Raw genomic sequence first — 17,821 nt, forward strand, 5'->3', positions numbered from 1 at the left:
TCAGTTCAGCGCGGACAGTCTCGGCAGCGCCGAGCGGGCATTGGCGCTGGTGGCCAGCGCGATGTCCTCGGGCGTCATGCCGCGCAGCTCGGCCAGCGCGGCGCCGATGCGAGGCAATTCTTCCGGCGTATTGCGCCCCGGATGCAGCCAGGCGGGCGCAATGTCCGGGGCATCGGTTTCGAGCACGATGGCGTCCAGCGGCAGCGAGGTGGCGAGGCGGCGAATCTGCAGCGCCCGGGTGAAGGTCATGGCGCCGCCGAAGCCAAGCCGGAAGCCGAGGTCGATGAAAGTCTGCGCCTGCTGGAAACTGCCGTTGAAGGCATGGGCGATGCCGCCGGCGGGACGGATCTGGCGCAGGTGCTTGAGTATGACGTCCTGCGAGCGGCGCACATGCAGCAGCACCGGCAGGCCGAAGTCGCGGGCGATGCGCAGCTGCTCGCGGTAGAAATGCGCCTGCTTGTCGCGCATCTCGGCCGTGCACAGCGCCGGAATGAAAAAATCGAGGCCGATCTCGCCGATCGCCACCAAGTTCGGATCGCCGATGGCAGCCTCCACCGCCGAGCGCAGGGCATCGAGATCGCTTTCCTCCGCCTGCGGCACGAAGATAGGATGAATGCCGAGGGCATGGACGCAGTTGTCATGCTGCGCCGACAGCGTCGATACGGCAGAGAAGTTCACCACGCCGACCGCCGGAATGACGATGCAGGACACGCCGTTCTCCGCCGCCCGCGCCGCCACCTCGCCCGATTCGGGGCCGAACTCGCTGGCATCGAGGTGGCAGTGGGTGTCAGTCCACATACGGCTGCAAGCCTTCATCGGACAGGCGCAGCACCCGGTCGCAGCGCCGCGCCAGTTCGATGTCGTGGGTGACGATGACGAAGGCGGTGCCGAGGGTGCGCGACAGCTCCAGCATCAGGTCGAAGGTGGCGTGGGCGGTATGCCGGTCGAGGTTGCCGGTCGGCTCGTCGGCCAGCACGCAGGCCGGCTGGGTCACCAGCGCCCGTGCCAGCGCCACCCGCTGGCGTTCGCCGCCGGACAGCTCGCCCGGCACATGACTGACCCGCTTGCCCAGACCGACCCGTTCCAGGATGACCCGCGCCGATTCGTGCGCCGCGCTGCGCGGCGTGCGGCGAATCATCAGCGGCATGCCGACATTGTCCAGCGCCGAGAACTCCGGCAGCAGGTGGTGGAACTGGTAGACGAAGCCGAGACCGCGGTTGCGCAGCTCGCCGCGCGCCTTGTCGCCGAGGGCGGCGAAATCCTGGCCGAGCAGGCTGACGCTGCCGCTGCTCGGTGAATCCAGTCCGCCGAGCACGTGCAGCAGGGTCGACTTGCCGGAGCCCGAGGCGCCGACAATGGCCACGCGCTCGCCGCGATGCACCTCGAAATCGATGCTGCGCAACACCTCCACGGCATATTTGCCTTGCGTGTAGGTCTTGGCCAAGCCGCGGCAGGACAGCACCGCCTGATCCGTGCGAAGGTCACTCATAGCGCAGCGCCTCCGCCGGCTTCACCGACGCCGCGCGCCAGCTGGGATACAAGGTGGCGACGAAGGCCAGCACCACCGCCACGCCGCCGATGGTATAGACATCGGCCCAGCGAAGATCGGAAGGCAGTTCGGTGATCAGGTAAATGTCCTTGGACAGGAACTGCACGCCCAGCAGATGCTCGATGAAAGGCACGATGACGTCGATGTTGAGCGCCACCAGCACGCCGAGGCCGACGCCGATCGCCGTCCCGAACAGCCCTACCAGCGCACCCTGGATCATGAATATTTTCATGATGGACGTCGGCGAGGCGCCGATGGTGCGCAGGATGGCGATATCGGCCTGCTTGTCGGTCACCGTCATCACCAGGGTGGACACCAGGTTGAACGCGGCGACGGCGATGATCAGGGTGAGGATGATGAACATCATGCGCTTTTCGGTCTGCACCGCCGCGAACCAGGTTTTGTTCTGCTTCGACCAGTCGAGGATGTAGACATTGCCGGTAAGGATGCGCGACAGCTCCTGCGCCACCTCCGGCGCCCGCTGCATGTCCTGGATGCGCAGGCGCAGGCCGGACGGCGCGCTCAGCTGGAAAAGGCGCATGGCGTCGTCGATATGCACGAAGGCCAGCGCCGCATCGTATTCATGATGGCCGGCCTCGAAGATGCCGGCGACGGTGAACTGCTTCAGCCGCGGCAGCACCCCGGCCGGCGTAACGGTGCCCTGCGGCGCGATCATCGTCACCTTGTCGCCCACCTGCAGGCGCAGGCCTTGCGCCAGTTCCTTGCCGAGCACGATATTGAATTCACCCGGCTTCAGGTCGTCGAAGCTGCCCTGCTTCACCTGCTTGGCGACGTCCGACACCTTGGGTTCTTCCTCCGGCAGCACGCCGCGGATGATGGCGCCGCGCACCGTGTCGCCATGGGTCAGCATGGCCTGGGCGGCGACATAGGGCGCGGCACCCTTGACTTCCTTGTTCCGGAAGGCTTCCTGAGCGGTGAGGCGCCAGTCCGGCATGGAGCCGGTGGCGTCGAACACTTCGATATGGGACAGCACCGACAGCATGCGGTCGCGCACTTCCTTCTGGAAGCCGTTCATCACCGACAGCACCACGATCAGGGCGGCGACACCCAGGGCGATGCCGGCCATGGAGATCAGCGAGATGAAGGAGATGAAGCTGTTGCGGCCATTGCGGCGGCCGGCGCGGGTATAGCGCATGCCGACCAGCCATTCGAATGGCATGTTCTTAACGATACTCAATAGAAAACTCCTGGAACCCGGGCAAGTGGGCGCTGCATGAGCCGCGCCGGGGATGGCCTGATTTGCAATTGCCGCGCAGACCGAAGTGTGCCACAAAGCTCGCGGCAGAACCGGAGTTGGCGCAAGCCGGAGTGCCGAAGGGGCAACAACCTGCTACTGACGTCATGACAAATCTGGATCAGGCCGCCGAGGCCGATTCGTTGTCAGCCATCAAATACATGCCCGACGGCAGGCATAAAGTGGTGAAGCGAAACCGACTCGCGATCACTCTACCTACTGTAGCCATGCGACTGACCCTGAATTCCCTCAAGTTTCTGAGCCTCGCCGCACGGCTGGGGTGGCATATGCTGGTATTGCGTTTCGTGCCGGAATATACGGCATGCGATTCGCCTCCTCCGACTGGGGCCGGAAGTCGCCAGCCACGGCTGGCGAAGATCTTGCGGCTGCCTGTCCGCGCATCGAGGCCCGTCCGGGCAGCGCGTCGGGAGAAGCGCGCCGCCTGACCGCGTTTGGTGGATCGGCGTCGGATCGCGGGCTTTGCCCTACAATCCACGCCATGACCCACCTCGACATTCTCGTTCCCTTCGGATTACCGCCGCCGGAATTCGCAAACGATCTGCTGCGGCAGCTGAATCTGCCGGCGCTAGCTGCCCTCCTCGCCAAATCGGCACCGACGCTCTCCACAGGCAACATGAATGGCGAGCAGTTTGCCCGCGCTCTGCCGCATGAAGCCTGGGTGGCGGAACGCTTCGGGTTGAGCGGACGCGGCAGCCCCGCGGTGGCCAGCCCGGTGATGCATGCCGCCGGACAGCCGCCTGAAGCCGGATACTGGTTCATGCTCAATCCGGTGCATTTCCATATCGCCCAGGACCATATCGTGCTGACCGACTCGCGCCGCCTCGGCCTCGGCGAGGAAGAGTCGCGCCAGTTATTCGCGATGGCGGCGGAATTGTTCGAGGAAGCGGGCAAGCCGCTGCGTTACGGCGATGCCGGCACCTGGTTCGCCCGCGCCGACGATTGGCGCGGCCTGCAGACCGCCACGCCGGATGCCGCCAGCGGCCGCAACATCGACATCTGGATGCCCAGCGGCGACAGCGCGCGCGCTTGGCGCAAGCTGCAGAACGAGGTGCAGATGCATTGGTTCACCCATCCGCTGAATGCGCGGCGCGAGGCGGCCGGCGCCAAGCCGGTCAATTCGCTCTGGCTCTGGGGCGGAAGCGAGGCGCAAGCCGGCATCGCAGCGGGCTACACCCATGGCTACGGCGCCGCCACGCCCTGGCTGCGCAGTCTGCTCACTCGCCTGCCACAGCATGCGCCGGCCGGCACCGGCAGCGACCTGCTGGCCAACCCGCCGGCAAATGGCCTGCTGGTGTTGGACGAACTGATCGAGCCGGCGCTGGCCAACGACTGGGGCGACTGGGCGGCCCGAATGGAAAGCTTCGAGCGTGACTGGTTCGCCCCGCTGCTGGAAGGCCTGCGCAGCGCCAAGCTGGACCAGCTGTCGCTGACGCTGACGAACGATGGCAAGTCGGCCACATTTGCCGCCACCCGCCATTCCCTGAGAAAATTCTGGGTGAAACCTTCTCTCGCCCGCCTCGCCCCATGACCCGCATCGCTACCCGTTCCTACCCGTTCCGCACTGCCGAATTGCTGCGCCAGCAGGGCATCCATCCGGTGCTGGCGCGCCTGTATGCGGCCCGCGGCCTGAGCGACGCGAAGGACGTGGCGAGCGAGCTGCAGGGGCTGATGAACCCGACGGGCCTGAAGGGCATAGCCGCTGCCGCTGCCTATCTCGCCGATGCCATCGATGCGCGACGCAAGCTGGTGATCATCGCCGACTACGATTGCGACGGCGCCACCGCCTGCGCCGTCGGCCTGCGCGGGCTGCGCATGCTCGGCGCCCGCGTCGAGTACATCGTGCCCAACCGCTTCGAATACGGCTACGGCCTGACGCCGGAAATCGTGGAACTGGCGGTGCGGGAAAAGTCGCCCGACGTCATCGTCACCGTGGACAACGGCATCGCCAGCATCGACGGCGTGGCGGAAGCCAACCGGCGCGGCATCGACGTGGTGGTGACCGACCACCACCTCCCCGGCGCCACCCTGCCGGATGCACGTGTAATCGTCAATCCGAACCAGCCGGAGTGCGGCTTTCCCAGCAAGAACCTGGCTGGCGTCGGCGTCATGTTCTACGTGCTGCTGGCGCTGCGCGCCGAGCTGCGCCGCCGTGGCGTGTTCAGCGCCGAGACCCAGCCCAAGCTCGACACCCTGCTCGATCTGGTGGCGCTTGGCACCGTGGCCGACGTCGTCAAGCTGGATGGCAACAACCGTATCCTGGTAGCCCAGGGCCTGAAGCGCATGCGCGCCGGCCGCATGCATCCCGGCATCGCCGCCCTTTTCCGCGCCGCCGGCCGCGATCCGCGCCGCGCCACCCCGTTCGACCTCGGCTTCGCCCTCGGCCCGCGCCTGAACGCAGCCGGCCGCCTGGCCGACATGTCGCTCGGCATCGAATGCCTGACGACCGACGACGAAGGCCGCGCCTGGGCCATTGCCCAGCAGCTCGACGGCATCAACCGCGAGCGGCGCGATATCGAGGCCGGCATGCAGGAAACCGCGCTGGCCCTGCTCGACAGCTACAACCCGGAGGACCGCACCACCATCGCGGTGTTCGACGATTCCTGGCATCAGGGGGTGATCGGCATCGTCGCCTCGCGCCTGAAGGAAAAGTTCTACCGACCCACCATCACCTTCGCCCCGGCCGGCGATGGCGTGATCAAGGGCTCCGGCCGCTCCATCAACGGCTTTCATCTGCGCGATGCGCTCGACCTGGTATCGAAGAACGCGCCCAGCCTGATCGACAAGTTCGGCGGCCATGCGATGGCAGCCGGCCTGTCGATCAAGGCCGATGCTTTCGATGCGTTCGCCGACGCCTTTGAAACCGTGGGCAGGGATTGGCTGGATCGAAACATGCTGGAGCGGGTGGTGGAAACCGACGGCCCGCTGGAAGATGCCTATTTCACCCCGCAGTTCATCGAGCTGCTGGATTCCCAGGTCTGGGGCCAGGGCTTCGCGCCGCCGCTGTTCTGCGACGACTTCCGCGTGCTGTCGCAGCGCATCCTGAAGGAAAAGCACCTGAAGCTGCTGCTGGAAAAGGACGGCCGCCGCTACGACGCCATCTGGTTCGGCCATGTCGACAGCCTGCCGGACGTCGCCCGCATCGCCTACCGCCTGGATGCCAATGAATACAATGGCATCACCCGGGTGCAGCTGATCGTCGAGCACGCCGAACCGGCCTGATCTTCAGCGCAACAGCGTCCAGATTCGCGCCGGCGACCGAGATGGAACCCCGCTGCCGGGTTATAATGCAAGGTTTGATTTTTCATACCTTAGACGACCATGGAAGCTGAACGCCTGAACGCCCTTTCCGCCCTGCTCTCCGACCTGAGCAGCCGTGAAGCCGAACTTCGGAGGTATCTTTGACTTCGATGTGAAGTCGGAGAAACTCGAGCAAGTCAACGGCGAGCTGGAAGACCCCAACGTCTGGAACGACCCGAAGCGGGCGCAGGACTTGGGCAAGGAAAAGAAATCCCTGGAGGCCATCGTCCTCTCCCTGCAGAAGATCGAATCCGAGCTGCGCGACGCCAGCGATCTGTTCGAGATGGCGCGCGAGGAAAACGATGACGACACCCTGCAGGCCATCGAAGGCGACGCCGAGGAGTTGAAGAAGCAGGTGGAAGGCATGGAATTCCGCCGCATGTTCAGCAACCCGATGGACCCCAACAATTGCTTCATCGACATCCAGGCCGGCGCCGGCGGCACCGAGGCGCAGGACTGGGCGTCGATGCTGATGCGCCAGTATCTGCGCTATTGCGAGCGCAAGGGCTTCAAGACCGAGATCCTGGAAATTTCCGAGGGCGAGGTGGCCGGCATCAAGACCGTCACCATCAAGGTCGAGGGTGAATACGCCTATGGCTTCCTGCGCACCGAGAGCGGCGTGCACCGGTTGGTGCGCAAGTCGCCGTTCGACTCCGCCAACGGTCGCCACACCTCTTTCTGCAGCGTGTTCGTGTATCCGGAAGTGGATGAGTCCATCGAGATCGAGATCAACCCGGCCGACGTGCGCACCGACACCTTCCGCGCATCCGGCGCCGGCGGCCAGCACATCAACAAGACCGACTCCGCGGTTCGTCTCACGCACGCGCCGTCCGGCATCGTGGTTCAGTGCCAGAACGACCGCAGCCAGCACCGCAACCGGGCCGAGGCCTGGGCCATGCTGAAGTCGCGCCTGTACGAACTGGAACTGCGCAAGCGCATGAGCGAGCAGCAGAAAATGGAAGACGCCAAGACCGACATCGGCTGGGGCCATCAGATCCGCTCCTACGTGCTCGACCAGTCCCGCATCAAGGACCTGCGCACCAACCACGAGGTCGGCAACACCAAGGCGGTGCTCGACGGCGATCTCGACGATTTCATCGCCGCTTCCCTGAAGCAGGGCGTGTAAGCGCCACCGGAACCTTATCGATATTCATCCATGACCACAGAACAACAACACGAGCAGCACGGCCAGGGCGACGTGCCGCACGACGAAAACGCCATCATCGCCGAGCGCCGCGCCAAGCTGGCCGCCATCCGCGAACAGGGTGTCGCCTTCCCCAACGACTTCCGCCCGGAGCACAAGGCGGCCGACCTGCACCAGCAGTACGGCGAGCTGGCCAACGAGGAACTCGATGCCAGGCAGATCAGGGTCAGCGTCGCCGGCCGCATGATGCTCAAGCGGGTGATGGGCAAGGCGTCGTTCGCCACCATCCAGGACGCTTCCGGGATCAAGGCCGACGGCCGCATCCAGCTCTACATCACCAACGATTTGACAGGCGAGGAGGCGCACGCCGCCTTCAAGCACTATGACCTGGGCGACATCCTCGGCGCCGAAGGCATCCTGTTCAAGACCAAGGTGGGCGAGCTGTCGATCAAGGTCACCAGCCTGCGCCTGCTGACCAAGTCGCTGCGCCCGCTGCCGGACAAGTTCCACGGCCTGGCCGACCAGGAGTTGAAGTACCGCCAGCGCTACGTCGACCTGATCATGAGCGAGGACACCCGCCGCACCTTCAAGGCGCGCACCGCCGCCATGTCGTCGATCCGCCGCTTCATGGCCGAGAACGGCTTCATGGAAGTCGAGACGCCGATGCTGCACGTCATTCCCGGCGGCGCGGCAGCCAAGCCCTTCATCACTCACCACAATGCGCTCGACATGGAAATGTACCTGCGCATCGCGCCGGAGCTGTATCTGAAGCGGCTGGTGGTCGGCGGCTTCGACCGGGTGTTTGAGGTCAACCGCAATTTCCGCAATGAAGGCGTGTCGCCCCGGCACAATCCGGAATTCACGATGATGGAGTACTACGCCGCCTACGTGGATTACCGCTGGCTGATGGACTTCACCGAAGCCGTCATCCGCCAGGCCGCCGTGGACGCCCACGGCACCGCGGTGCTGACCTACCAGGGCCGCGAACTGGACCTGTCCAAGCCCTTTGCCCGCATGACCATCGTGCAGGCGATCAACAAGCATGCGCCCCACTACCAGGAAGCGCAGCTGCAGGATGCGGACTTCCTGCGCGCCGAGCTGAAGAAGTTCGGCGTCAAGCCGCTGGCCGGCGCCGGCCTCGGCGCCCTGCAGCTGGCGCTGTTCGAAGAGACCGCCGAAGCGCAGCTGTGGGAACCGACCTACATCATCGACTATCCGGTGGAAGTGTCGCCCCTGGCGCGCGCCTCCGACACGGTGCCCGGCATCACCGAGCGCTTCGAGCTGTTCATCACCGGCCGCGAGATCGCCAACGGCTTCTCCGAGCTGAACGATCCGGAAGACCAGGCTGCCCGTTTCCAGGCCCAGGTTGCCGCCAAGAACGCGGGCGACGAGGAAGCGATGTACTACGATGCCGACTACATCCGCGCCCTCGAATACGGCCTGCCGCCGACCGGCGGCTGCGGCATCGGCATCGACCGCCTGATGATGCTGATCACCGATTCGCCCAACATCCGCGACGTGATCCTGTTCCCGCACCTGCGGCGGGAAGATTGATCTGCTTATGCTCGATCGAAGGAGGCCGCCGGCCTCCTTTTTTGTTTTCGGACAGAATTTGATGCAGCCGAATCGTCGGGGGTTACAAAGCCTTACAGACGATACACGGCAACGATTTTTTTCCCGCCTTCCCGGCCCAATAATAGAGGTGTGGCAGCATGGGCTGCCGGTTCTCAATGGAGAGCATCGTGGAAGACACCAAAAAAACAAATCGCATCCATCCGCTGGTCGCAGGTGCCGCCGTTTCCGTCATGCTGGTGAGCCTGACCGGCGTCGCCGCCCTCACCGGCATTCTGCCGACTTCACACAGCAACAATGCGCCGGTCGCCCCGGTGGCCGGCGCCGATGCGGCGCCGCCCATCACTGGGAAGACCGCGCCCGCCGTGGCGACCGCCGCTACCTCGCCCGCCGCGCTGCTGGAGCAGAAGCCGGCCAGCCGCGAAGCCGACGCAACCGAGGCGCCCGCGCCGAAGGCCGCCAAGGCGCCGGCGCCGCGTCATCGTACCCAGACCCATGTGGCGAGCAACACTCATACAGCCTCTCAGCCTGCATCGCAGGCACCCTCTGGCTATGGCAGCAGCGGCAACGGCGTCTATGACAATGGCAGCTATGGCAGCGGCGCTTATGGCGCCGGCCAGGGCATCCCGGTGACGCAAACCGCGCCGGCCGCCGCGGTTTGCAACAGCTGCGGCACCATCGAAGACGTTCACGCCGTGCGCCAGGCGGCCAAGCCGAGCGGCCTTGGCATCGCGGCCGGCGCGGTGCTCGGCGGCGTGCTCGGTAACCAGGTCGGCAACGGCAACGGCCGCACCCTGGCGACCATCGCCGGCGCGGTCGGCGGCGGATATGCCGGCAACGAGGTGGAAAGCCGTACCCGCGGCACCACTTCCTACGAGGTCCGGGTACGCATGGAAGATGGATCGGTGCGCAGCTTCCCGTATCAGCAGCAGCCCGCCTGGGCTGTCGGCGAACGGGTGCGCGTGGTGAATGGCCAGCTGACCTCGCGCGGCTGACAAGAAAAAATAAAGAACGGGTTTCGCTCAGGGAAAACGAGAAGGGCAGCGTGCTACGCTGCCCTTTTTTATTGCCGCCGTGAAGCGAGCGTCATCGCCAACCAAGCATGGGAACGCTATTTCGCCTCGTCGATCCAGGCCATCTGAATTGCTTCGAGGATCTTTTCGTTGGAACGTGAAGGCTCATCGTCGAAGTCTTCCAGTTCGCAGATCCAGCGGTGCAGATCGGTGAACCGCACCGTCAGCGGGTCCACGTCCGGATGCTTGTCATTCAGTTCTTCAGCGATGCGGATGGTGTCGGTCCATTTCATGCTTCCCTCCCTTCCATGTCCATCGATGATCAGTGGTTCTCGCTGGCATGATTGATGGTGTACTTGGGAATTTCCACCACCACGTTTTCATCGGCCAGCACCGCCTGGCAGGACAGCCGCGAATTCGCTTCCAGCCCCCAGGCACGATCCAGCAAATCTTCTTCCTTCTCTTCAGGTTCATTGAGCGAATCGAAACCTTCCCGCACGATGACGTGGCAGGTGGTGCAGGCGCAGGATTTCTCGCAGGCATGCTCTATGTCGATGTCATGCTCAAGCAGCGCATCGCAAATCGTTTGTCCAACGGGGGCCTCGATCACGGCGCCTTCCGGGCACAGCGTGGCATGCGGCAATACTACTATCTGGGGCACTTTTAAACCTCTTTCGTTTAACGTTCTATGGCCGGCGCTTATTGGGCGTCTTCGGCGATCTCATCCAGGCGCTTGCCGGCAAGGGCGGCGCGCACGCTGCGGTCCATGCGGCGGGCGGCGAAATCCTCGGTGCCGTGGGCCAGCGCCTCGACGGCTGCCTTGATCGCGTGATGGTCATTGCCCTTGGCGACGATTCTGACCTGCTCCACCAGCGCCTCGATGTTCGCCCTCTCCTCCGCGGACAACAGCTTGCCGTCCGCCTCCAGCGCGGAACCGGTGGCAAGGATGATCCGCTCCGCTTCCACCTGCTCTTCGCGCAGCGCGCGCTGCTGCATGTCGGCGTCGGCGGCGTTGAAGGAATCCTGCAGCATGCGGGTGATGTCGTCGTCGTTCAGGCCGTAGGAAGGCTTGACGGTGATGGAGGCTTCGACGCCGGAACGCATCTCGCGCGCCGCGACTGACAGCAGCCCATCGGCATCGACCTGGTAGGTGACGCGGATGCGGGCGGCGCCGGCGGCCATCGGCGGAATGCCGCGCAGCTCGAAGCGCGCCAGCGAGCGGCAGTCGCTCACCAGCTCGCGCTCGCCCTGCACCACGTGGATGGCCATGGCGGTCTGGCCATCCTTGAAGGTGGTGAACTCCTGGGCGCGGGCGCAGGGAATGGTGGAATTGCGCGGGATGATCTTTTCCGCCAGGCCGCCCATGGTCTCGACGCCGAGCGACAGAGGGATCACGTCCAGCAGCAGCCAGTCGTCGCCGGCAGCGCGGTTGCCTGCAAGCAGGTTGGCCTGGATGGCGGCGCCGAGCGCCACCACCTTGTCCGGGTCGATGTTGGCCAGCGGCGTCTTGCCGAAGAAATCGGCGACCGCCTTGCGGATGTGCGGCATGCGGGTGGCGCCGCCAACCAGCACCACGCCGTCGACATCGTCCACCGACAGACCGGCATCGCGCAGGGCCTTCCTGGTCGGCGTAATGGTCTTGGAAACGAGATGCTGGGTGATCTGGCCGAAGGTTTCGGCGGTGAGCGTCAGATGCACTTCCTCGCCCGAACCCAGCGCCGCATCGATATGGGTCTCGTTGCGGCCGGAGAGCAGTTCCTTGGCCTCGCGCGACTTCACCATCAGCATGCGAATGTCTTGATCGGACAGCGGCGACAACTTGGCCTGTTCGATGATCCAGCACAGGATGCGGTGGTCGAAGTCGTCGCCGCCGAGTGCCGAGTCGCCGCCGGTGGCGAGCACCTCGAACACGCCTTTCGACAGCTTCAGCACGGAGATGTCGAAGGTGCCGCCGCCGAGGTCGTAGACGGCGAACACGCCTTCCGAGGCGGTGTCGAGGCCATAGGCGATGGCGGCCGCGGTCGGTTCGTTCAGCAGGCGCAGCACGTTCAGGCCGGCCAGCTGGGCCGCATCCTTGGTGGCCTGGCGCTGGGCATCGTCGAAGTAGGCCGGCACCGTGATCACGGCGCCCACCAGGTCGTCGCCGAGCGCATCCTCTGCGCGCTGTCGCAGCGTGGCGAGGATCTCGGCCGACACTTCCACCGGGCTCTTGACGCCGGCGACAGTGCGGATCTGGACCATGCCCGGCGCGTCGACGAAATCGTAGGGCTGGTTCTCGGCGTAAGCGATGTCCTTCAAGCCGCGGCCCATGAAGCGTTTCACCGAGACGATGGTGTTCTTCGGGTCGGTGGTCTGGGCGGCCTGGGCCTTGTAGCCGATGTTCGCATGGCCGCTGGGCAGATAGCGCACGATGGAGGGCAGCAGCGCGCGGCCCTCCTCGTCGGTGATGACTTCGGGCACGCTGCTGCGCACGGTGGCGACCAGCGAGTTGGTGGTGCCGAGGTCGATGCCCACTGCCAGCCGGTGCTGGTGCGGGGCGGTGGACATGCCCGGTTCGGATATCTGCAGTAAAGCCATGATGTGTTAAGTCGTTTTCCGGCGTGACGGAGTCATGCCGCGTGAGTCATGCAGGGCGGCCCGGACTTCCCCGGTCGCTCGAATTTTCAGGCATCCAGGCTTTCGAGGATGCGGCCTATTTCTTCCCCAAACTTTTCCAGGAACATGAGTTGCCGCACTTCCTGGCCGGCCTGGGCGAAATCGCCGGCATCGAGCAGCAGACCGAGACGCGCGATCTGCGCCTTGCGCGCCGACCGCAGCTCGGATTCGATGCCTTCCAGCGCATCGATGTCCTTCTCCGCCCGCGCGTCCTCCAGCGCTTCGCGCCACTCCATCTGCTGCATGAGGAAAGCCGGCGGCATCGCGGTATTCGATTCGATCTGCAGATCGACGCCGTTCAGTTCGCACAGGTAGGCGGCGCGCTTGAACGGATTCTTCAGCGTCTGATAAGCCTCGTTGGCCTGGGTCGCCCATTGCATCGCCACCCGCTTCTCCGCATCGCCAGCCTGCACGAACTTGTCGGGATGCACCCGGTTCTGCACCTCGCGGTATGCCCGGTCCAGCGCCGCCATATCAATGTAGAAGCGCTGCGGCAGCTGGAATAAATCGAAGTGGTTTTGCATGTCGAAAATAAAAAGCCCGTTTGTACCAACAGGCTTGGTTGAAAGCGAGGTATGCCGCTTCCGGTCGAACAAAAGGCCGCGGCCGTTTCCGGCAGCGGCCTGCATATCAGATGCGGAAGCTCTCGCCGCAGCCGCACTCGTCCTTCACGTTCGGATTGTAGAACTTGAAGCCTTCGTTGAGGCCTTCGCGCGCGAAGTCGAGTTCGGTGCCGTCGATGTAGGGCAGGCTCTTCGGATCGACGAACACCTTGATGCCGTGCGATTCGAACACTGCGTCCTCGGGCGCGCTCTCGTCCACATACTCCAGCTTGTAGGCCAGGCCGGAGCAGCCGGTGGTGCGCACGCCGAAGCGCAGGCCGATGCCCTTGCCCCGCTTCTGAATGTAGCGGCCCACATGCTTTGCAGCTTTTTCGGTCAGTGTGATTGCCATGGTGCTTTCGTCATCCTTCATGCCGTCCCGCCGGACGGCTCAAATCATGCGGCTTCCTTGCTGTCGCTGCCGTGCTTGGCCTTGTAGTCCTGCACCGCGGCCTTGATCGCGTCTTCGGCCAGGATCGAGCAGTGGATCTTCACCGGCGGCAGGGCCAGCTCTTCCGCGATCTGGGTGTTCTTGATCGACATTGCCTCGTCCAAGGTCTTGCCCTTCACCCATTCGGTCACCAGGGACGAGGATGCGATCGCCGACCCGCAGCCATAGGTCTTGAATTTGGCGTCTTCGATCACGCCGCCCTCGCCCACCTTGATCTGCAGCTTCATCACGTCGCCGCAAGCCGGGGCGCCGACCATGCCGGTGCCGACCGTTTCGTCGCCCTTTTCAAAGGAGCCGACGTTGCGCGGGTTTTCGTAGTGGTCCAGAACTTTTTCCGAGTAAGACATGTTGATGCTCCTTGTATGTTCGGGCCCGCCTTGCAGCGGGCTGTCAGCGTGTCAGTGTGCAGCCCATTGGATGGTGCTGATGTCGATGCCGTCCTTGTGCATTTCCCACAGCGGGGACAGCTCGCGCAGCTTGGCTACCTTGTCCTTCAGAAGGCGGATGGTGAAGTCGACATCTTCTTCGGTGGTGAAGCGGCCGATGGTGAAACGGATCGAGCTGTGCGCCAGTTCGTCGCTGCGGCCGAGGGCGCGCAGCACGTAGGACGGCTCCAGGCTGGCCGAGGTGCAGGCCGAACCGGACGATACGGCGATGTCCTTGATCGCCATGATCAGCGACTCGCCTTCGACGAAGTTGAAGCTCACGTTCAGGTTATGCGGCACCCGGTGCGCCATGTCGCCGTTGACATAGACTTCCTCGATTTCCAGCAAGCCCTTGGCGAGGCGGTCGCGCAGCGCGCCGATGCGCTCGAGCTCCGACGCCATCTCTTCCCGGGCGATGCGGAAGGCTTCGCCCATCCCGACGATCTGGTGGGTTGCCAAGGTGCCGGAGCGCAGGCCGCGTTCATGGCCGCCGCCGTGCATCTGGGCTTCGATGCGCACGCGCGGCTTGCGGCGCACGTACAGGGCGCCGATGCCCTTCGGGCCGTAAGTCTTGTGGGCGCTGAAGCTCATCAGGTCGACCTTCCACTTTTCCAGGTCGATCTCGACCTTGCCGGTGGCCTGGGCGGCGTCGGAATGGAAGATGATGCCCTTGGCGCGGCACAGCTCGCCGATCTCGGGGATGGGCTGGATCACGCCGATCTCGTTGTTGACCAGCATGACGGAGACCAGGATGGTGTCCGGGCGGATCGCTTCTTCCAGCTGCTGCAGGGTGATCAGGCCATTGTCCTGCGGCTGCAGGTAGGTGGCCTCGAAGCCTTCCCGCTCCAGCTCGCGCACCGTGTCCAACACCGCCTTGTGCTCGGTCTTGACGGTGATGATGTGCTTGCCCTTGGTCTTGTAGAAATGCGCCGCGCCCTTGAGCGCGAGGTTGTTGCTCTCGGTGGCGCCCGAGGTCCAGATGATTTCGCGCGGGTCGGCCTTCACCAGGGCGGCGACATTGGCGCGCGCCTCTTCAACGGCCTTCTCCGCTTCCCAGCCGTACATGTGGCTGCGCGAGGCCGGATTGCCGAACTGCTCGCGCAGGTAGGGAATCATCTTGTCGGCCACGCGCGGATCGATGGGCGTGGTAGCCGAGTAATCCATGTAGATCGGGAAATGCGGCGCCTTGATGGTGTCGATCAGGCTTTTTTCCAGGGGGGCATTCATTCTTGACTTCACTCCAATCAGGCTGTGATCTGCGAACGGCGCACGACGACGACGCCCCGTTCCTCGTTCTTCTGTTTCTGCTGGTCCGCCAGGTCTTTCAGCGAAACCGAATTCAGGTACTCGACCATTTTTGCGTTCAGCGTGGCCCAGAGATCATGGGTCATGCAGCGCACGCCATGCTCATGCTCGGCGCCGTGGCAATTCTGCTTGCCGCCGCACTGGGTCGCATCGAGCGGCTCGTCGACGGCGATGATGATGTCCGCCACCGTCACCTCTTCCGGCTTGCGCGCCAGCGTGTAGCCGCCGCCCGGGCCGCGCACCGATTCGACGATCTCGTGGCGGCGCAGCTTGCCGAACAGCTGTTCGAGGTAGGAAAGCGAGATTTCCTGGCGCTGGCTGATCGCGGCGAGCGTGACCGGACCGTTCTCCTGACGCAGCGCCAGGTCGATCATCGCGGTGACCGCAAATCTGCCCTTGGTGGTAAGACGCATACTTCAACTCCGGGTCGGGTTACGCTGCGTCCGGTATTTCCCGAACGATTTAGTCAAGTATAACAAAGTTGAGTAAATTCGTCAGGAATTCAAGTGCTTGCGGTTCTCGAACCGGAAGATTTTTCGTCGCTTTGCGCCCTCATCAAATAGCAAGACGGGATTATTTCATATCAGCAAAATACTTGCGTCTCATCAATAGACGCTTGAGGAAGCAAAACGATACGGGAGAGGACGCGATCGGCGTCCGTTGGGCCGCAGCGCAAGGCCGGGAAAGAAAGGGAAAAGTATCTGCTTACTGGAAACGCAGGCGCATGAAAAGCAGCAAGCCATTACGGTCGCCACCGTACACCGGGCTCGCATCGGCTGGAACCATGTAGCGGCTCATCATGCCGCCGAGGTCGTACCTGACCGGTCCGCTCGCATGAACTTCGTAGAGATAGCCGACCGACAGCTTGTTCACCTTGAAGGCCTGATGCGGCGCGGCATCGTCCCGTGCCAGCGCGTCGCTGCCCACCTGCTCCAGGCGCCCGAACAGTGAGTGGGCGGCCTCCCGGTAGATGGATTCAACCAGATATCCAGTCGTGACATCGCGATCCTGCCGGATGCTCCTGCCCCAGGCGAAGGTGGTCTGCAGCATGCCCTGCTGCATCGGGTGGCGATACGTCGCCGAAAGCGCGGTGCGGCGCAGCCGTTCGCCGGCATCGATCTGGTCCAGGGTGCTGACTGAGCCGCGGGTGAACTGCAGCGCCCAGCCGGGCGTCGGCGCAAGCGTAACCTTGCCCGATGTGGAGTCCAGCCGCGGGGTTTCGCGTTGAAGGTGTTCGCCGGCTTTCGGGCGAAGGGTGTAGGCGGCGCCTTCGACACGCAGGTTGCGCCAGGCATAGCCCAATGAAAGCATTTCCGCGCGGCTGACGATGCCACTGGAAAAGACGCTGGAGGCATCATCCGCAGAGGAGGCAAGCTGCTCGGTAGCGAGGCCGAAAGAATGAAAGCGGTCGGCGTTTGAGGCCCAGGGGTCGCTGAAGCTCTCGGACCCTGCGCCGGCGTAACCGAAGAGCCGGCCATATCGGCCCAGGCTGATGCCGCCTCCGGCTCCTGCCTCTTTGCCGGCACCCGTCGCATTGCTGCCCAAGCGCGCTTCTTTGGTCGTGCCGGAGTCGGTCAGCCACGCCACATTCCGTGTTGGACGCAGCCCCACGCCGGAGATGGATTCAGCGGGTTCCATCGCAGCAAACCCATCCATGCAAACACTGCTCATGACACTGCAAACAAACAGGGAAACCGGCTTCATTTGCCACCTCCTGCGGGCCCAGCCCATTGAGTCGATATCTAGGCCAGGTGCAACTTCCATACCATGGAGCACTAAATCAACCTCTTCGTCACTGCTTCAAGAATTACCAGCGTGGAAGCCGGCCGAGCTGCCGACGCCAGTAACAAATCCAGACAGGCTCGAAGGAAGGCTTTGTAAAATTTTCACCCATCTTCCCTCTCTGACAACTTTTCCATGTCTATAGCCTGGCCGCCGTAGAACTTGCCGATTCAGCGGCATGATGCGTCCTTCCAGCCCGCAGTTCGGCAAGCAGTCCGGCGCAAGCATCTTCCACATAGTCGAGCACGCGTTCAAAGGCGGTGAAACCGCGCGAATAAGGATCGGGCACGATCGAGCAATGGCTGTGGCGCGCGTACTCCATCAACATGCCGATCTTGTGCTGGTGTTCGGGGGGACAAATGCCTTGCAGGTGCGTCAGGTTTTCCCCATCCATGGCGAGGATGAGGTCGAAGCGCTCAAAATCGGCCTGGGCAACCTGGCGCGCGCGCAGCGCACCCAGGGCGTAGCCGCGCCGCCGGGCCGCAGCTTGGGCACGGAAGTCGGGCGGCTCGTCGATGAAATAATCATGCGTTCCGGCCGAATCGACCGCGATGTGTGCCGACAGGCCCGCTTGGGCAACCATGTGCCGCATGACGCCTTCGGCAGTCGGGGAGCGGCAGATGTTGCCGGTACAGACGAACAGGATCGATGTGGTGGTTTCCTCGGGCATGTCGCGCTCCGTTGGCAGAAAGCATTGCCGGCCTGCCGTCAGGCAAACCGGGACGGTTTCAGCCATTCTGTGCGCTTGGT

At 63.9% G+C, this 17,821-nt stretch carries 18 protein-coding genes; 5 read left to right on the plus strand and 13 right to left on the minus strand.

Features of this window, described 5'->3' with window-relative positions; all coding sequences use genetic code 11:
- The 3 genes from CHB88_RS03800 to CHB88_RS03810 are packed head-to-tail and all read right to left on the minus strand — an operon-like array spanning window position 1 to window position 2,747.
- Window positions 1–798, minus strand: a complete 798-nt coding sequence (locus tag CHB88_RS03800) for a TatD family hydrolase (RefSeq protein WP_089397981.1) — start codon at window positions 796–798, stop codon at window positions 1–3.
- Window positions 788–1,489 (minus strand): lipoprotein-releasing ABC transporter ATP-binding protein LolD, encoded by a 702-nt coding sequence (gene lolD, locus CHB88_RS03805; protein ID WP_089397982.1) that lies wholly within the window; start codon window positions 1,487–1,489, stop codon window positions 788–790. Before lolD ends, CHB88_RS03800 begins: the two co-directional genes overlap by 11 nt.
- On the minus strand, window positions 1,482–2,747 hold the full coding sequence (locus tag CHB88_RS03810) for a lipoprotein-releasing ABC transporter permease subunit (RefSeq protein ID WP_089397983.1): 1,266 nt from the start codon (window positions 2,745–2,747) through the stop codon (window positions 1,482–1,484). The genes lolD and CHB88_RS03810 overlap by 8 nt, the downstream gene beginning before the upstream one ends.
- Window positions 2,748–3,303: 556 nt before the next feature.
- Between CHB88_RS03810 and CHB88_RS03815 the strand changes: the two genes are divergently transcribed.
- From CHB88_RS03815 to CHB88_RS03835, 5 genes are all read left to right on the plus strand, one after another.
- Window positions 3,304–4,353 carry a hypothetical protein gene (locus CHB88_RS03815; protein WP_089397984.1) on the plus strand — a complete coding sequence of 350 codons (1,050 nt, stop codon included), beginning with the start codon at window positions 3,304–3,306 and terminating at the stop codon, window positions 4,351–4,353.
- Window positions 4,350–6,044: a single-stranded-DNA-specific exonuclease RecJ gene (gene recJ / locus CHB88_RS03820; protein ID WP_089397985.1), complete on the plus strand. Its 1,695-nt coding sequence runs from the start codon at window positions 4,350–4,352 to the stop codon at window positions 6,042–6,044. The genes CHB88_RS03815 and recJ overlap by 4 nt, the downstream gene beginning before the upstream one ends.
- Window positions 6,045–6,143: 99 nt before the next feature.
- Window positions 6,144–7,248 (plus strand): peptide chain release factor 2 gene (gene prfB, locus CHB88_RS03825; protein ID WP_143131108.1). Its coding sequence is split into 2 segments (ribosomal slippage): window positions 6,144–6,224 and window positions 6,226–7,248, totalling 1,104 coding nucleotides; the frame shifts between segments, so codons are not numbered across the junction.
- A gap of 30 nt (window positions 7,249–7,278) precedes the next feature.
- A complete protein-coding gene (gene lysS, locus CHB88_RS03830; protein ID WP_089397987.1) occupies window positions 7,279–8,820 on the plus strand; it encodes a lysine--tRNA ligase in 1,542 nt (513 codons plus the stop codon).
- Between the two features lie 188 nt (window positions 8,821–9,008).
- Entirely contained in the window at window positions 9,009–9,833 is an 825-nt protein-coding gene (locus CHB88_RS03835; protein ID WP_245844728.1) for an outer membrane lipoprotein, read from the plus strand.
- 116 nt (window positions 9,834–9,949) lie between these two features.
- Here the strand turns inward: CHB88_RS03835 and iscX are convergent, their stop codons facing one another.
- The 10 genes from iscX to CHB88_RS03885 all read right to left on the minus strand — a co-directional run bounded on the left by iscX (window position 9,950) and on the right by CHB88_RS03885 (window position 17,741).
- Complete coding sequence (gene iscX / locus CHB88_RS03840) at window positions 9,950–10,144, minus strand: Fe-S cluster assembly protein IscX (RefSeq protein ID WP_089397988.1); 195 nt, start codon at window positions 10,142–10,144, stop codon at window positions 9,950–9,952.
- Between the two features lie 29 nt (window positions 10,145–10,173).
- Window positions 10,174–10,512 (minus strand): ISC system 2Fe-2S type ferredoxin, encoded by a 339-nt coding sequence (fdx, locus tag CHB88_RS03845; RefSeq protein WP_089397989.1) that lies wholly within the window; start codon window positions 10,510–10,512, stop codon window positions 10,174–10,176.
- A gap of 38 nt (window positions 10,513–10,550) precedes the next feature.
- Complete coding sequence (hscA, locus tag CHB88_RS03850) at window positions 10,551–12,428, minus strand: Fe-S protein assembly chaperone HscA (protein WP_089397990.1); 1,878 nt, start codon at window positions 12,426–12,428, stop codon at window positions 10,551–10,553.
- Between the two features lie 86 nt (window positions 12,429–12,514).
- Entirely contained in the window at window positions 12,515–13,030 is a 516-nt protein-coding gene (gene hscB, locus CHB88_RS03855) for a Fe-S protein assembly co-chaperone HscB (protein WP_089398472.1), read from the minus strand.
- Window positions 13,031–13,136: 106 nt separating this feature from the next.
- Window positions 13,137–13,460 carry an iron-sulfur cluster assembly protein IscA gene (gene iscA, locus CHB88_RS03860; protein ID WP_089398473.1) on the minus strand — a complete coding sequence of 108 codons (324 nt, stop codon included), beginning with the start codon at window positions 13,458–13,460 and terminating at the stop codon, window positions 13,137–13,139.
- Between the two features lie 44 nt (window positions 13,461–13,504).
- On the minus strand, window positions 13,505–13,906 hold the full coding sequence (gene iscU / locus CHB88_RS03865; protein ID WP_089397991.1) for a Fe-S cluster assembly scaffold IscU: 402 nt from the start codon (window positions 13,904–13,906) through the stop codon (window positions 13,505–13,507).
- A gap of 51 nt (window positions 13,907–13,957) precedes the next feature.
- On the minus strand, window positions 13,958–15,211 hold the full coding sequence (locus CHB88_RS03870) for an IscS subfamily cysteine desulfurase (RefSeq protein ID WP_089397992.1): 1,254 nt from the start codon (window positions 15,209–15,211) through the stop codon (window positions 13,958–13,960).
- A gap of 17 nt (window positions 15,212–15,228) precedes the next feature.
- The gene (gene iscR / locus CHB88_RS03875) at window positions 15,229–15,702 is read right to left on the minus strand and encodes a Fe-S cluster assembly transcriptional regulator IscR (RefSeq protein ID WP_089397993.1); all 474 of its coding nucleotides are present in this window, start codon (window positions 15,700–15,702) and stop codon (window positions 15,229–15,231) included.
- Window positions 15,703–15,994: 292 nt separating this feature from the next.
- Complete coding sequence (locus CHB88_RS03880; protein WP_143131109.1) at window positions 15,995–16,993, minus strand: hypothetical protein; 999 nt, start codon at window positions 16,991–16,993, stop codon at window positions 15,995–15,997.
- Between the two features lie 217 nt (window positions 16,994–17,210).
- Window positions 17,211–17,741 (minus strand): low molecular weight protein-tyrosine-phosphatase, encoded by a 531-nt coding sequence (locus tag CHB88_RS03885; RefSeq protein WP_089397995.1) that lies wholly within the window; start codon window positions 17,739–17,741, stop codon window positions 17,211–17,213.
- Window positions 17,742–17,821 lie beyond the last annotated feature (80 nt).

The sequence above is a fragment of the Noviherbaspirillum humi genome, from assembly GCF_900188095.1.
In the GTDB taxonomy this organism is placed as follows: domain Bacteria; phylum Pseudomonadota; class Gammaproteobacteria; order Burkholderiales; family Burkholderiaceae_D; genus Noviherbaspirillum; species Noviherbaspirillum humi.

Coding starts and splice junctions, on each gene's coding strand:
- CHB88_RS03800 (WP_089397981.1), bottom strand. CDS start 798: ATGTGGACTGACACCCACTGCCACCTCGATGCCAGCGAGTTCGGCCCC.
- lolD (WP_089397982.1), bottom strand. CDS start 1,489: ATGAGTGACCTTCGCACGGATCAGGCGGTGCTGTCCTGCCGCGGCTTG.
- CHB88_RS03815 (WP_089397984.1), top strand. CDS start 3,304: ATGACCCACCTCGACATTCTCGTTCCCTTCGGATTACCGCCGCCGGAA.
- recJ (WP_089397985.1), top strand. CDS start 4,350: ATGACCCGCATCGCTACCCGTTCCTACCCGTTCCGCACTGCCGAATTG.
- lysS (WP_089397987.1), top strand. CDS start 7,279: ATGACCACAGAACAACAACACGAGCAGCACGGCCAGGGCGACGTGCCG.
- iscX (WP_089397988.1), bottom strand. CDS start 10,144: ATGAAATGGACCGACACCATCCGCATCGCTGAAGAACTGAATGACAAG.
- hscA (WP_089397990.1), bottom strand. CDS start 12,428: ATGGCTTTACTGCAGATATCCGAACCGGGCATGTCCACCGCCCCGCAC.
- hscB (WP_089398472.1), bottom strand. CDS start 13,030: ATGCAAAACCACTTCGATTTATTCCAGCTGCCGCAGCGCTTCTACATT.
- iscA (WP_089398473.1), bottom strand. CDS start 13,460: ATGGCAATCACACTGACCGAAAAAGCTGCAAAGCATGTGGGCCGCTAC.
- iscU (WP_089397991.1), bottom strand. CDS start 13,906: ATGTCTTACTCGGAAAAAGTTCTGGACCACTACGAAAACCCGCGCAAC.
- CHB88_RS03870 (WP_089397992.1), bottom strand. CDS start 15,211: ATGAATGCCCCCCTGGAAAAAAGCCTGATCGACACCATCAAGGCGCCG.
- iscR (WP_089397993.1), bottom strand. CDS start 15,702: ATGCGTCTTACCACCAAGGGCAGATTTGCGGTCACCGCGATGATCGAC.
- CHB88_RS03880 (WP_143131109.1), bottom strand. CDS start 16,993: ATGAAGCCGGTTTCCCTGTTTGTTTGCAGTGTCATGAGCAGTGTTTGC.
- CHB88_RS03885 (WP_089397995.1), bottom strand. CDS start 17,741: ATGCCCGAGGAAACCACCACATCGATCCTGTTCGTCTGTACCGGCAAC.